Genomic DNA, 14,764 nt, shown 5'->3' on the forward strand with positions numbered 1-14,764 from the left:
GGGGTGCACATGTCTGAATTGACAACAATAGCACGCCCTTACGCTAAAGCAGCGTTTGACTTTGCGGTTGAAAAAGGGGCACTAGACCAATGGGGTCAAATGCTTACTTTTGCGTCTGAAGTTACAAGGAATGAAGATATAAAAGAGCTACTCAGTGGTTCTGTTTCTGCAGATAAACTCTCAGAAATCTTTATTGCCGTTTGTGGCGAACAGTTTGATGAATTTGGTCAGAACCTAATTAAGGTTATGGCTGAAAATGGCCGATTAATGGCTTTTCCTGATGTATGTGACGAGTTTTTAACTCTTAAACAAGAGTATGAAAAAGAAATAGATGTTGAAATTATTTCAGCAACTGAACTTTCTGAAAAACAACTTGCAGCAATCAGCAGCAAACTTGAGACGCGTTTTGAACGTAAAGTTAACCTGAATTGCAGTGTAGATGAGACCCTACTTGGTGGGGTTGTTATTCGAGCCGGAGACTTAGTCATCGATAACTCAACTCGCGGTCAATTAGGCCGTTTGAGCGATGCATTGCAGTCTTGATGGGGATTGGAGCATGCAACTTAATTCCACAGAAATAAGCGACTTAATCAAACAACGTATCGAATCTTTCGAAGTTGTAAGTGAAGCTCGTAATGAAGGTACTATCGTATCGGTAAGCGATGGTATTATTCGCATCCACGGTCTAGCTGACGTGATGCAAGGTGAAATGATTGAACTACCGAATGGTCGATATGCACTAGCACTTAACCTTGAGCGAGACTCGGTTGGTGCGGTTGTAATGGGACCATATGCCGACCTTAAAGAAGGCATGAAAGTTACTGGTACTGGTCGTATTCTTGAAGTACCTGTTGGCCCTGAAATGCTTGGACGTGTTGTAAATACGCTAGGTGAACCTATTGATGGTAAAGGACCAATTGAGGCTAAATTATCTTCTCCTATTGAAGTAATTGCGCCAGGTGTAATCGATCGTAAATCGGTTGATCAACCTGTACAAACTGGTTATAAGTCCGTCGACTCGATGATTCCTATCGGTCGTGGTCAGCGTGAACTTATCATTGGTGACCGCCAGACGGGTAAAACAGCGATGGCAATTGATGCCATTATTAACCAAAGAGATTCTGGTATTTACTCTATCTACGTAGCCATTGGTCAGAAAGCATCGACTATTGCCAACGTAGTACGCAAATTAGAAGAGCATGGCGCATTGGCTAACACCATTGTTGTTGTTGCATCGGCTTCTGAGTCTGCAGCGCTTCAATATTTAGCGCCATATGCAGGTTGTGCGATGGGTGAATACTTCCGTGATCGCGGTGAAGATGCTCTGATTGTTTATGATGATTTATCTAAGCAAGCGGTAGCTTATCGTCAGATCTCTCTACTACTTAAACGTCCACCAGGTCGAGAAGCTTATCCAGGTGATGTTTTCTATCTCCACTCACGTTTACTTGAGCGTGCTGCTCGAGTGAGTGAAGTGTATGTAGAACGTTTCACTAATGGTGAAGTAAAAGGTAAAACAGGTTCTCTAACTGCATTACCTATTATTGAAACTCAAGCCGGTGACGTATCAGCATTCGTACCAACTAACGTAATCTCGATTACAGATGGTCAGATTTTCCTACAGACTGAGCTGTTCAGTGCAGGTGTTCGTCCTGCGGTTGACCCAGGTATTTCAGTTTCTCGTGTAGGTGGTTCTGCTCAGACGAAAATTATTAAGAAGCTATCTGGTGGTATTCGTACTGCGTTAGCACAGTATCGTGAACTTGCAGCATTTGCTCAGTTCTCATCTGATCTTGATGATGCAACAAAACGACAACTAGACCACGGTCAAAAAGTAACGGAACTAATGAAGCAGAAACAATATGCTCCTATGTCTGTTTTTGATCAGGCTTTGGTTATCTTTGCTGCGGAGCGTGGATATCTACAAGACATCGAGCTTGATAAGCTTGCTGATTTTGAAGATGCGCTACTTTCGTTTGCTCGTAGCCAGTTTAGCGATTTTGTAAAAGAGATCGATACGACGGGTGCATATAATGATGATATTGAAGCTCAGCTTAAAAAGCTGGTGGATGACTTCGTCGCAACCCAGACCTGGTAATTGATAATGAGTAGGTGACCTTAGGGTCACCAATACTAAAGTTATCTAAAGAGAGAGTAATACGATGGCCGGCGCAAAAGAAATTCGTACTAAGATCGGGAGTGTTAAAAGCACTCAAAAGATCACGAAAGCGATGGAAATGGTAGCAGCTTCTAAAATGCGTCGTTCGCAAGACGCAATGGAAGCTTCTCGTCCATATGCTGAAACAATGCGTAAAGTGATCGGTCATTTGGCAAACGGTAATCTAGAGTATAAACATCCATACCTAGAGGAACGTGAAGCCAAACGTGTTGGTTACATCATTATTTCAACTGACCGCGGCTTGTGTGGTGGCTTAAACATCAACTTGTTTAAGCAAGCTATGATAGACATGCAAGAGTGGAAAGAAAAAAATGCTGATATTGACTTAGCCGTTATCGGTTCAAAAGCAACGGCATTTTTTAACAACAGTGGCGCTAAAGTTGCTGCTCAAGTCTCCGGCCTTGGTGATACTCCAAGCTTGGAAGATTTGATTGGTTCTGTCGGCGTGATGTTGAAGAAGTATGATGAAGGCGAGTTGGATCGCTTATACGTAGTATTTAACAAATTTGTTAATACTATGGTTCAGGAACCAACGATCGATCAATTATTACCTTTGCCAAAATCAGATAGCGAAGATATGAATCGCACTCATTCATGGGATTATATCTATGAACCTGAGCCTAAACCATTACTAGATGCACTATTGCTTCGCTATGTCGAATCTCAAGTGTATCAAGGTGTGGTAGAGAACCTTGCTTGTGAGCAAGCGGCTCGAATGATTGCGATGAAAGCAGCTACAGATAATGCAAGCGACCTGATTGAAGACTTAGAACTTGTGTATAACAAAGCCCGTCAATCGGCGATAACACAAGAACTGTCTGAAATTGTATCAGGTGCAGCAGCGGTTTAAGCTTAGGTAAAACTAATTAGTTAGAGGATTAACGATGGCTACAGGTAAGATCGTACAGATCATCGGTGCGGTAGTCGACGTAGAGTTCCCACAGGGTGAAGTACCTCGTGTATATGATGCTCTGAATGTTATTGAAGCGAAAGAACGTCTTGTTCTTGAAGTTCAGCAACAGCTTGGCGGTGGCGTTATTCGCGCAATCGTTATGGGCAGCTCTGATGGTTTACGTCGTGGATTAGTAGTAGAGAACACTGGCGCTCCAATCACTGTACCAGTAGGTACAAAAACTCTTGGTCGTATCATGAACGTTTTAGGTGATGCGATTGATGAGTGTGGTGAAATTGGTGCAGAAGAACACTATGCTATTCACCGTGCAGCACCAAGTTATGAAGAACAGTCCAATGTGTCTGAACTTCTTGAGACTGGCGTAAAAGTAATCGACTTAATTTGTCCATTCGCTAAGGGTGGTAAAATTGGTTTGTTTGGTGGTGCTGGTGTAGGTAAGACCGTTAACATGATGGAACTTATCAACAACATCGCGCTACAACACTCAGGTCTTTCAGTATTTGCGGGTGTAGGTGAACGTACTCGTGAAGGTAACGATTTCTACTTTGAAATGCAGGAAGCAGGCGTTGTTAACGTTGAAAATCCTGAAGAGTCTAAAGTAGCAATGGTTTATGGCCAAATGAACGAGCCACCAGGAAACCGTCTACGCGTAGCGTTGACTGGTCTAACGATGGCAGAGCGTTTCCGTGATGAAGGCCGTGACGTTCTATTGTTTATCGATAACATTTACCGTTATACCCTAGCGGGAACAGAAGTATCGGCTCTATTAGGTCGTATGCCATCTGCGGTAGGTTATCAGCCAACACTTGCTGAAGAAATGGGTGTTCTACAAGAACGTATTACATCAACTAAAGCGGGTTCAATCACTTCTGTACAGGCAGTATATGTACCAGCAGATGACTTGACTGACCCCTCTCCAGCAACAACGTTTGCCCACTTAGATGCGACGGTAGTACTTAGCCGTAATATCGCAGCTATGGGTCTATATCCAGCTATCGATCCATTGGATTCGTCGTCAAGACAACTTGATCCATTGGTTGTAGGCCAAGAACATTACGACGTAGCTCGTGGCGTTCAGTCTACTCTTCAGCGTTATAAAGAGCTGAAAGATATCATAGCTATCTTGGGTATGGATGAGCTATCTGAAGATGATAAGCTTGTGGTATCTCGTGCACGTAAGATTGAACGTTTCCTAACTCAGCCTTATCACGTAGCAGAAGTATTCACAGGTGACCCAGGTATCTATGTATCTCTTAAAGAGACATTACGTGGATTCAAAGGTCTTCTTGCTGGTGAATACGATGACATTCCAGAGCAAGCGTTTATGTACTGCGGTACTATTGACGATGCTATTGAGAATGCTAAAAAGCTATAAGGCTAAATAGGAGGCTATATGGCAGCAATGACCTTGCACCTTGACGTTGTTAGTGCAGAGAAAGAGATTTTTTCTGGGCTAGTTGAAACGTTTCAGGTGACCGGGAGCGAAGGTGAACTTGGTATTTTCCATGGACACACTCCGCTGCTGACCGCTATTAAGCCTGGTATGGTGCGTATAGTTAAGCAACACGGCCACGAAGAAATAATTTATGTTTCTGGTGGTATTGTTGAAGTTCAGCCTGGTACAGCGACTGTATTGGCTGATACAGCAATTCGTGGTGACGAACTAGATGCAGCGAAGGCTGAAGAAGCTAAACGCCAAGCTGAAGAGAAAATTAAAAATCAGCATGGTGATATGAACTTCGCGCAAGCGGCTAGTGAACTGGCTAAAGCTATTGCTCAACTTCGAGTAATCGAGTTGACAAAAAATAGACGTTAATCTCTCTTTTTTAATCTAAGAAATGAGAGTATTGCTACTAAAGGCGACCAATTGGTCGCCTTTTTGCAATTTTTTATCTCTATTATATTTAACACAATTGCGTGGAACGGTTAGAATTAACACCTAAATAATAACAATAAGGCTATTTTTATGAGTTTCAGTGCGGTAATACTCGCGGCGGGTAAAGGTACTCGTATGTATTCAAACCTACCTAAGGTACTGCATACCTTGGCGGGTAAATCCATGGTTAAGCATGTTATTGATACCTGTAACGATTTAGGTGCAAAAAATATTCACCTTGTCTATGGTCACGGTGGTGATCTTATGCAACAACAATTAAAAAAAGAATCAGTAACTTGGGTTTTGCAAGCTGACCAATTAGGTACTGGGCATGCCGTTGATCAAGCTTCAAATAAATTTGACGATGATGAAAAAGTACTAGTCTTGTACGGAGATGTACCGCTTATCTCTTCTGAAACACTTGAAAGCCTTTTAGATGCACAACCAAATGGGGGCATAGGTTTACTTACCGTATTGTTAGATGATCCAACAGGGTATGGTCGAATAGTGCGGGAAAATGGTTCTGTTGTTGCGATTGTGGAACAAAAAGATGCCTCAGAAGAACAACTGCTAATCAAAGAGATTAATACTGGAGTAATGGTAGCGACCGGTAGAGACTTAAAACGTTGGTTATCAGGGTTAAATAATAATAATGCACAAGGCGAATATTATCTTACCGACATTATTGCTGCTGCTCATGCAGAAGGCTGTGCTATTGAAGCGGTTCATCCAGCAAAAGAAGTGGAAGTTGAAGGGGTGAATAATCGAGTGCAATTAGCTCGTTTAGAGAGAGCTTATCAACAAATGCAAGCTGAAAAATTGTTAGAGCAAGGTGTTATGCTTCGAGATCCTTCTCGTTTCGATTTACGTGGTCAGCTTCAATGTGGTATGGATGTTGAGATAGACGCCAATGTTATTATCGAAGGCAGTGTAAGTTTAGGTGACAATGTTATTATTGGTGCCGGTTGTGTCCTTAAAGACTGTGAAATCGATGACAACACGCTTGTACGCCCTTATAGTGTGATTGATGGAGCAACAGTAGGAGAAGATTGCACTGTTGGCCCATTTACTCGCTTACGGCCCGGTGCTGAGCTTAGAAATGATGCTCATGTAGGTAATTTTGTTGAAGTGAAAAATGGGCTTATCGGTGAAGGCTCAAAGGCTAACCATCTTACTTATATTGGTGACACGGTTATAGGTAAACGGTCTAATATTGGAGCTGGAACAATCACTTGTAACTATGATGGCGCTAATAAATTCAAGACTATTATTGGTGATGATGTGTTTGTTGGTTCTGATACCCAACTTGTTGCACCTGTTACGGTTGGCAATGGTGCGACTATTGGAGCCGGCACGACAGTAACAAAAAATATTGATGAAGGTGAGTTAGTTATTACTCGTGCGAAAGAGCGCAGAATAGAAAGTTGGCAGCGTCCAGTTAAGATCAAATAACTATTATTTAGCTAATTAATTAGACAAACAGTGGTTAGGTAAAAACGTCCATTGTTTGTCTACAATTAGAGTCATTTTATATTAAGACAAAAAGAACTTATAAGCTGAATTATCCGATTCATCTTTATAAGGATAATCTAACTCATGTAAATGAGCAGTAAAGCGTGCTAAATCTGATTCTTCAAGTTCAAAACCGCACAATACACGACCATAATCAGCACCTTGATTACGATAGTTAAACAAGCTGATATTCCAATGAGTGCCAAGTGTACTTAAAAATTTAAGTAATGCGCCTGGGTATTCAGGAAATTCAAAACTGTATAATCTCTCTTCAAGGTTTTTGGCTGGTTTTCCGCCAATCATATAACGGATATGCAGTTTAGCCATTTCATCATCTGACAGGTCGATAACAGCGTACCCACCTTGTTTAAGATCGGCAATAATACTGTCTAGCTCTTCTTGACCACTTTGCAAACGAACACCAACAAAAATATTGGCTAGCCTTGCATCATTGTAGCGATAGTTAAACTCGGTAACCGCTCTGCCTCCAATGATTTGACAGAATTTAAAGAATGCGCCAGCTTCTTCCGGAATAGTTACCGCCAGTAATCCTTCACGTTTTTCACCTAATTCACATCTTTCTGATACATAACGTAAACCATGGAAATTCGTGTTGGCGCCGGAAAGAATTGTTCCCAGCTTGTTATTCTTGAGAGCATTCTGTTCAGCGAATTTTTTCAGTCCTGCTAAAGCTAGTGCACCAGATGGTTCGGCTATTGCTCTAGTGTCTTCAAAAATATCTTTAACTGCTGCGCAAATTTCATCGCTTGATACCGTTATATGCCCATCAAGATACTGATTGCAAAGCCTAAAGGTTTCATCTCCAATACGTTTAACAGCAACGCCGTCGGCAAACATATTGATCTGGTCAAGTACAACCGGCTCGCCAGCGTCTAGTGCGGCTTTCAAGCATGCTGATTCTTCTGGCTCTACGGCTATAACCTTAATATCTGGCATCAACTGTTTCACTAACACAGCTACGCCAGCGGCTAAACCACCACCACCAACAGGGACAAAAATATAATCTAAGTGGCCATTTTGCTGTAGCATTTCCATACCAATGGTACCTTGCCCTGCAATCACCAAAGGGTGATCGAAAGGAGGCACAAAAGTATAGTTATTTACCTCTGCCAGTCTTTCTGCTTCGGCTTTAGCTTCATCAAAATTACTGCCATGTAATACCACTTGACCACCAAAGCTTTTTACCGCTTCAACTTTGATATCAGGGGTGGTTTTAGGCATAACAATAACGGCTTTAACCGATAATTTTTGGCCAGAAAGTGCAATTCCTTGGGCGTGATTTCCCGCTGAAGCAGCAATGACACCAGCTTGTTTCTGTTCTTCTGTTAGGCTAGAAACCATGTTATACGCACCGCGCAGTTTAAAAGAGTGAACAGGTTGTCTATCCTCTCTTTTTATCTGTACTTGGTTGTTAATTCGTTCCGATAGCCTAGGCATGTCTTGCAGTAAAGTAACGGTCGCCACATCGTATACTGGGGCTCTAAGGATATGGCGCAGATATTCTGCGCCACTCCTTGGAAGAGTCTCTGACGGGTATTCAGTCATTAAAATTAGTCTTCCAACATTGATTTATCTCGTACAGCACCTTTATCTGCGCTGGTTGCCATGCTTGCGTAAGCTTTAAGTGCAAAAGAAACTTCACGAACACGACTTTCTGGTTTCCAACCCAATTTATTTCGTTCAGTTCGTCGAGCTGTTAACTCATCTTCAGATACATCTAAAGTGATTGAACGAGCAGGGATATCGATAGTGATAATATCACCTTGGTTTACAAGACCAATTGTTCCTCCATTGGCTGCTTCTGGAGAAGCATGACCAATCGATAGACCAGAAGTACCTCCAGAGAATCGACCATCAGTTAATAGAGCACATTCTTTACCTAATCCCATTGATTTAAGGTAAGTGGTTGGATAAAGCATTTCTTGCATTCCTGGTCCACCTTTAGGGCCTTCGTAACGAATAACAACCACATCACCTGCTTTTACTTTTCCACCTAGAATGCCTTCTACTGCATCTTCTTGGCTTTCGAATACGACAGCGGGTCCTTGGAATTTATGATTTTCTTCATCTACACCCGCAGTTTTAACGATACAACCATCAAGGGCTATATTACCTCTAAGAACGGCTAATCCCCCTTCTTGGCTGAACGCGTTTTCTTTAGTACGAATGCAGCCATCTTTACGATCGTCATCTAGCGTATCCCAGCGACAATTTTGCGAGAACGCTTCTGTCGTGCGTATGCCCGCTGGCCCCGCACGGAAAAAGGATTTAATCGCTTCTGATTGGCTTTGCATAATGTCGTATTGAGCTAATTGTTCTTGCATTGTTAAGCCTAATACCGTGTGCGTTTGGTTATTGATCAAGCCTGCTCGGTCGAGTTCACCAAGAATCGCCATTACACCACCGGCTCTATGCACATCTTCCATATGATATTTAGGAGTAGAAGGTGCCACTTTACATAGGTGAGGGACGCGACGTGACATACGATCTATATCTTGCATATCAAATTCAATTTCACCTTCTTGAGCGGCCGCTAATAGGTGAAGAACGGTATTGGTTGAACCACCCATAGCAATATCAAGTGCCATCGCATTTTCAAAGGCTTTTTTGTTGGCTATGTTACGTGGAAGGGCCGACTCATCGCCTTGCTCATAATAACGTTTAGTCAATTCAACTACACGACGGCCTGCGTTAAGGAATAATTCTTTGCGGTCCGCGTGGGTCGCTAACATCGACCCATTACCTGGTTGACTCAAGCCCAATGCTTCGGTTAAACAGTTCATTGAGTTAGCGGTAAACATACCAGAACATGATCCACACGTAGGGCAGGCACTGCGCTCTATTTGTTCACTCTGTTCATCAGATACTGACGGATCGGCGCCTTGAATCATGGCGTCGACAAGGTCGAGCTTGATTATTTGATCTGAAAGCTTGGTTTTTCCTGCTTCCATTGGGCCACCAGAAACAAAAATAACCGGAATATTTAGACGTAATGCCGCCATCATCATTCCTGGTGTTATTTTGTCACAGTTTGAAATACACACCATTGCATCAGCACAGTGAGCATTAACCATATATTCAACGGAATCAGCGATGAGTTCTCTAGAAGGTAAAGAGTAAAGCATGCCACCATGACCCATTGCGATACCATCATCAACAGCAATGGTATTGAATTCTTTGGCTATACCGCCAGAGGCTTCTATTTCTCTTGCAACAAGTTGGCCCATATCTTTTAAATGTACGTGACCAGGAACAAACTGAGTGAATGAGTTAACAACGGCAATAATTGGCTTGCCAAAATCTTGCTCTTTTACGCCAGTGGCACGCCATAATGCACGAGCTCCAGCCATGTTGCGTCCATGAGTGGTTGTGGCGCTACGATATTTTTTAGGTGTAGACATTGTACTTAAATTCCTTCTATCTATTTATCTGAGCCAACAGTATTTTGTGGGTAGATATAATCTAACCAGCCCCATTTGTCTTCTGTTGTTCCGTTGAATAATCCAAAGAATGTCGATTGAATTACTTCGGTTATAGGTCCGCGTTTTCCTTCGCCAATCGTGATTTGGTCGACGCTTCTTACTGGGACGATTTCGGCAGCAGTACCAGTCATAAATATTTCATCAGCAAGATACAGCGCTTCACGCGCAATGTTTTCTTCTTTTACTTCATAACCCAGTTCTTTGGCTAAGATCATAATAGAATCGCGAGTTATACCTGGCAAAATTGCACTGGTTGCTGGTGGTGTATGAAGAACACCATTTTTGATAATAAAAATATTCTCTCCCGCACCTTCAGAAAGATAGCCATCAACACTTAATGCGATACCTTCTGCGTAGCCGTGACGACGAGCTTCACCACCAACTAATAAAGATGAAAGATAATTACCACCAGCTTTTGCTGCGGTAGGAATGGTATTTGGTGCTGCTCTATTCCAGCTTGATATCATTGCATCAACACCACTAGCTAACGCTTCTTCACCTAAGTAAGATCCCCATGGAAAAGCCGCGATAATAAGATCCATTTCAGTGTCAGTTGGAGGACATACACCTAAGCCAACATTACCGATAAACCCTAGTGGTCTAATATAGGCTGATTTTAGTTTGTTTTCTCTTAGTGTTTCGCGACAAGCTTCCATAAGTTCATCAAGGCTATATGGAATAGGAAAACGATAAATTTTTGCAGAATCTTTTAGACGTTGCATATGTTCTTTATGTCGAAAAACAATAGGACCATTTGGTGTATCGTAACAACGGATACCTTCAAAAACCGATGTGCCGTAATGCATAGCGTGGGTTAATACATGAACATTAGCGTCTGCCCATGGAACCATCTCACCATTGAACCAAATGTAATCCGCTGTATTTGTTGCCATTTTAGAGTCCTTCCTTAAATTTTATATGCACTGAGCATTTCATCTTTTTTCAGTCGCGTAGTATGAACGTTTGTCACATCCCAAAGCTTTTCAACTTGATTGGTAATTAGTGTAATGGGACGATCGCTGTCAACGACAAGTTCTATTTGTGCAACTTTACTCTCATGATTCTGTGTAGCAAGTATTTGCTTAATGGTAAAACCACGGTGTCTCACCACTCGAAGAATACGCTCAACTAAAACAGGTTTATCGTTGGCTTCAATTTTCAATAGGTATCTATCCATTAGGTATTCTCCAACATATCTTGGTTTGCTGCGCCCGGTGGAACAAGTGGCCAGACATTTTCTTCTTCATCAATAAGAACATGCAGTAGATAAGCCGTTTCACTGGCTAACATTTCTTCGAGTGCCGGACCGACTTCTTGTTTGGTAGTTATAGTTTTGCCAGGAATATTAAAGGCTGCGGCCAATGCTTGGAAATCAGGGTTATCATCTAAAATAGTTTCACTATGTCTGCCATCGAAAAATAGAGACTGCCATTGGCGAACCATACCTAAGCGTTGGTTGTTAAGCAGAATAATTTTAACCGGTACCTGTTTTCTTTTTATTGTACCAAGCTCTTGAATATTCATCATAAATGATCCATCTCCAGTGATCAGAATTGATTGATCATCTGGGCGAGCTATTTTGGCACCTATTGCGGCAGGAAGACCGAAACCCATGGTACCTAACCCTGCAGAGGTAATGTAATTTTGTGGTTCCCTTGGCTGAATATGTTGAGCCGCCCACATTTGATGCTGGCCTACATCTGTAGAAATGATAGAACTATCAGGCATAGAGTCAGAAAGTTGCTTTAATAACAACGGCGCGTAGATCAGATCTCCTGGATGATCATAACGCCATGTAAATTCTTTTCTGAGAGTAGAAGTATGGTTTAGCCAAGATGAAATATCGTGTTTTAACGAGAGTTGAGGCAGGATCACGTTAATATCGCATTGTAATGATGCATTGGCACGACGCAGTTTATTAAATTCAGCTGCATCAATATCGATATGAATAACTCTCGCATCTGGTGCAAATGAATCTAATCGCCCAGTGACTCTATCATCAAAACGAGCACCAACAACGATTAATAAATCAGATTCTTGTACAGTTAAATTAGCTGCTTTTGTACCATGCATCCCAACCATACCCAAGTAATACGGGTCATGCCGTTCTACACTACCTAACCCTTTTAATGTACTGACAGAAGGCATTGGATTATTTTGCAAAAATTCTCGTAGTGCATTTGTTGCTTTAGCTATCTGAACGCCACCACCAATATAAAGAACAGGTTTATCTGATTTGTTGATTAAGTTTTGTGCTTTTTCAATGGCTTCAGGAGAAGCGACAGGAATAGCTGGTGGTTCAATAAATGGAAGTAGATGCGTGGGAGCTTCTGCTAACTGAACATCTTTAGCAATGTCGACAACAACTGGACCCGGTCTACCTGATTTAGCTACTTCAAAGGCTTCGGCAAGTGTTGGCGCTAAATCTTCAATATCGGTAACTAAATAACTGTGTTTAGAGCAAGCTAAAGACATACCAATAACATCCATTTCTTGGAATGCGTCGGTACCGATAAGCGGGGTCGCAACTTGGCCAGTAATGGCGACTAAAGGAACAGAATCAAGTAAAGCGTCTGCTAATCCTGTTACTAGATTGGTTGCACCGGGACCTGATGTAGCAAGACAAACTGCCACATCTTGAGTTGAGCGAGCCATTCCAATTGCAGCCATTGCGGCACCTTGCTCATGTCGACATAGAATGTGTTCTACACCTCCATCATAAAGGGCATCATAAATTGGCATGATTGCGCCACCAGGATAGCCAAATACTGTCGTTATCCCTTCTTGTTTAAGGGCTGCGACGACTAAATCTGAACCGTTCATAAAGCCCCCTCGATTCTTTGCTGTTTAATTCCTGCAAAATTAGCTCTGCACATATTGTGTTCCTATACTTCTCGTCTTGCTTTTAATAGCAAAAATTATGGTATTTAATTGTAAAAAGCCCCCGAACTTTTCAGTGCGGGGGCTTTTTAAATGCTGTTGTTATTTTCTTCCGCTTGCCCGCCCCCGCGTGGTGTCAATAATGACCACGATAATCAGGATAATGAGCGTATTTAGGCGAGCGATTAATTTCATTTACTGTCTATTTTTTTAGCGAATAGGTTTGCATTCCTAGTGGTAACATAAATAGTTGTTAACTGACAAGGAAAAACTCAGTCTTTTTCCATATTTATTCCATTTCTATACAGGTTATACAAAGGGAGTTACGTAACATGTATTTGAATTTTAATTAATTATAAGGAAAAGTATGGTTTTAGCTGTCATTCATAGTCGTGCAAGCGTTGGAGTTGAAGCGCCGTCGGTTACGGTTGAGGTTCATATCAGTAATGGTATGCCGGGCTTTACCTTGGTTGGTTTACCTGAGATTACGGTGAAAGAATCGAGAGATAGAGTAAGAAGTGCCATTATTAACTCAAATTTTGAATACCCCAGCAAAAAAATCACAGTAAATCTTGCACCGGCTGATTTACCTAAAGAGGGAGGACGGTTTGATTTACCCATTGCGTTAGGTGTTTTAGCTGCGGCAGAACTAATAGAGGTGGATAAGCTTGAAAATTATGAATTTATTGGTGAATTAGCACTCTCTGGTGACTTGAGAGCGGTAAAGGGTGTACTGCCTGCGGCTTTAGCCGCACTAAAAGCACGTCGTTGTTTGGTTGTTCCTTATGAAAATGGAGATCAAGCGGCACTGGTAGGAGAAAACATACATAAATCGGCTTCAAGTTTGTTAGAAGTCTGCTCTGCTCTATGTGGTCAAAAAAGTTTACTATTAAATCAACTAGAAACACCGAATCCAAGTAAGAAATCTCAGCAAGATTTGCAAGATATTATAGGACAGAAGCAAGGAAAGCGCGCGTTAGAAATTGCTGCTGCGGGAGGGCATAACTTGCTATTCCTTGGGCCTCCTGGAACTGGAAAAACTATGCTAGCTTCAAGATTGTGTGATTTACTGCCAGAAATGAGTGATGATGAGGCACTTCAAACCGCTTCTGTCGCTTCATTGACTGAACAAGAAATTAATAAATTTAATTGGAAGAAAAGACCTTTTCGTGCGCCTCATCATTCTGCTTCTATGGCAGCATTGGTTGGTGGTGGGTCTACTCCTCGTCCGGGAGAAATATCGCTTGCTCATAATGGATTACTCTTTCTTGATGAAATGCCTGAATTTGAGAGAAAAGTACTCGATTCAATGAGAGAGCCACTTGAATCTGGAGAGATTATTATTTCAAGAGCAGCAGGAAAAACAAAATTCCCCGCCAGGTTTCAATTGATAGGAGCATTAAACCCAAGTCCCTCTGGTTACTACGATAGCGATACATCCAGAGTGAACCCACAAGTGGTTTTACGGTATTTAAGTCGGCTATCAGGGCCGCTTTTAGATCGGTTTGATATGTCTTTAGAGATCCCATTGTTACCTAAAGGAACGCTTGCAGAAGGTGGTGATAGAGGTGAAAGTACTGAGGTGGTTAAAGGTCGTGTTCAACAAGCCAGACAGAGAATGTTAATGCGTTCGGGAAAAATAAATGCGCTTTTAAGTAATAGAGATATTGAGAAATACTGTGTATTGACCAAACAAGATGCAGAATTTTTGGAGAATGCGTTACACCGATTAGGTTTATCTATTCGTGCATATCACCGAATCATAAAAGTGGCTCGTACTATTGCAGATTTAGATGAGCAGGAACTAATAGAGCGGAAAAATTTAGCAGAAGCATTAGGCTATCGTTATATGGATAGGTTACTCAAGCAGTTAAACCATCAAGTGGTTTAACTTTTTATAT

At 41.8% G+C, this 14,764-nt stretch carries 12 protein-coding genes; 7 read left to right on the plus strand and 5 right to left on the minus strand.

The window, feature by feature from the left end:
* Positions 1 to 9 precede the first annotated feature (9 nt).
* The 6 genes from atpH to glmU all read left to right on the plus strand — a co-directional run bounded on the left by atpH (position 10) and on the right by glmU (position 6,420).
* Positions 10 to 543: a F0F1 ATP synthase subunit delta gene (gene atpH / locus R3X26_RS15015; protein ID WP_317718137.1), complete on the plus strand. Its 534-nt coding sequence runs from the start codon at positions 10 to 12 to the stop codon at positions 541 to 543.
* A gap of 13 nt (positions 544 to 556) precedes the next feature.
* On the plus strand, positions 557 to 2,098 hold the full coding sequence (gene atpA, locus R3X26_RS15020) for a F0F1 ATP synthase subunit alpha (protein ID WP_317718138.1): 1,542 nt from the start codon (positions 557 to 559) through the stop codon (positions 2,096 to 2,098).
* Positions 2,099 to 2,162: 64 nt separating this feature from the next.
* Positions 2,163 to 3,029 carry a F0F1 ATP synthase subunit gamma gene (gene atpG / locus R3X26_RS15025; RefSeq protein WP_317718139.1) on the plus strand — a complete coding sequence of 289 codons (867 nt, stop codon included), beginning with the start codon at positions 2,163 to 2,165 and terminating at the stop codon, positions 3,027 to 3,029.
* Between the two features lie 34 nt (positions 3,030 to 3,063).
* Positions 3,064 to 4,467 carry a F0F1 ATP synthase subunit beta gene (atpD, locus tag R3X26_RS15030; protein WP_317718140.1) on the plus strand — a complete coding sequence of 468 codons (1,404 nt, stop codon included), beginning with the start codon at positions 3,064 to 3,066 and terminating at the stop codon, positions 4,465 to 4,467.
* An 18-nt stretch (positions 4,468 to 4,485) separates the two neighbouring features.
* Complete coding sequence (locus R3X26_RS15035) at positions 4,486 to 4,908, plus strand: F0F1 ATP synthase subunit epsilon (RefSeq protein ID WP_317718141.1); 423 nt, start codon at positions 4,486 to 4,488, stop codon at positions 4,906 to 4,908.
* 150 nt (positions 4,909 to 5,058) lie between these two features.
* Positions 5,059 to 6,420, plus strand: coding sequence for a bifunctional UDP-N-acetylglucosamine diphosphorylase/glucosamine-1-phosphate N-acetyltransferase GlmU (gene glmU / locus R3X26_RS15040; protein ID WP_317718142.1), 1,362 nt, complete (start codon positions 5,059 to 5,061; stop codon positions 6,418 to 6,420).
* A gap of 81 nt (positions 6,421 to 6,501) precedes the next feature.
* On the opposite strand, the gene ilvA is transcribed toward glmU, so the two are convergent.
* From ilvA to ilvG, 5 genes are read right to left on the minus strand one after another with little or no spacing between them, the layout of a single operon-like run.
* A complete protein-coding gene (ilvA, locus tag R3X26_RS15045; RefSeq protein WP_317718143.1) occupies positions 6,502 to 8,046 on the minus strand; it encodes a threonine ammonia-lyase, biosynthetic in 1,545 nt (514 codons plus the stop codon).
* 5 nt (positions 8,047 to 8,051) lie between these two features.
* Entirely contained in the window at positions 8,052 to 9,902 is a 1,851-nt protein-coding gene (gene ilvD / locus R3X26_RS15050) for a dihydroxy-acid dehydratase (RefSeq protein ID WP_317718144.1), read from the minus strand.
* 20 nt (positions 9,903 to 9,922) lie between these two features.
* The gene (locus R3X26_RS15055) at positions 9,923 to 10,876 is read right to left on the minus strand and encodes a branched-chain amino acid transaminase (RefSeq protein WP_317718145.1); all 954 of its coding nucleotides are present in this window, start codon (positions 10,874 to 10,876) and stop codon (positions 9,923 to 9,925) included.
* A 14-nt stretch (positions 10,877 to 10,890) separates the two neighbouring features.
* The gene (gene ilvM / locus R3X26_RS15060) at positions 10,891 to 11,160 is read right to left on the minus strand and encodes an acetolactate synthase 2 small subunit (RefSeq protein WP_317718146.1); all 270 of its coding nucleotides are present in this window, start codon (positions 11,158 to 11,160) and stop codon (positions 10,891 to 10,893) included.
* Positions 11,160 to 12,806 (minus strand): acetolactate synthase 2 catalytic subunit, encoded by a 1,647-nt coding sequence (gene ilvG, locus R3X26_RS15065; protein WP_317718147.1) that lies wholly within the window; start codon positions 12,804 to 12,806, stop codon positions 11,160 to 11,162. The genes ilvM and ilvG overlap by 1 nt, the downstream gene beginning before the upstream one ends.
* A gap of 424 nt (positions 12,807 to 13,230) precedes the next feature.
* On the opposite strand from ilvG, the gene R3X26_RS15070 reads away from it, so the two are divergent.
* Entirely contained in the window at positions 13,231 to 14,754 is a 1,524-nt protein-coding gene (locus R3X26_RS15070; protein ID WP_317718148.1) for a YifB family Mg chelatase-like AAA ATPase, read from the plus strand.
* The last annotated feature ends 10 nt before the right edge of the window (positions 14,755 to 14,764 follow it).

This window comes from Vibrio sp. TH_r3 (assembly GCF_033101115.1).
Classification (GTDB): domain Bacteria; phylum Pseudomonadota; class Gammaproteobacteria; order Enterobacterales; family Vibrionaceae; genus Vibrio.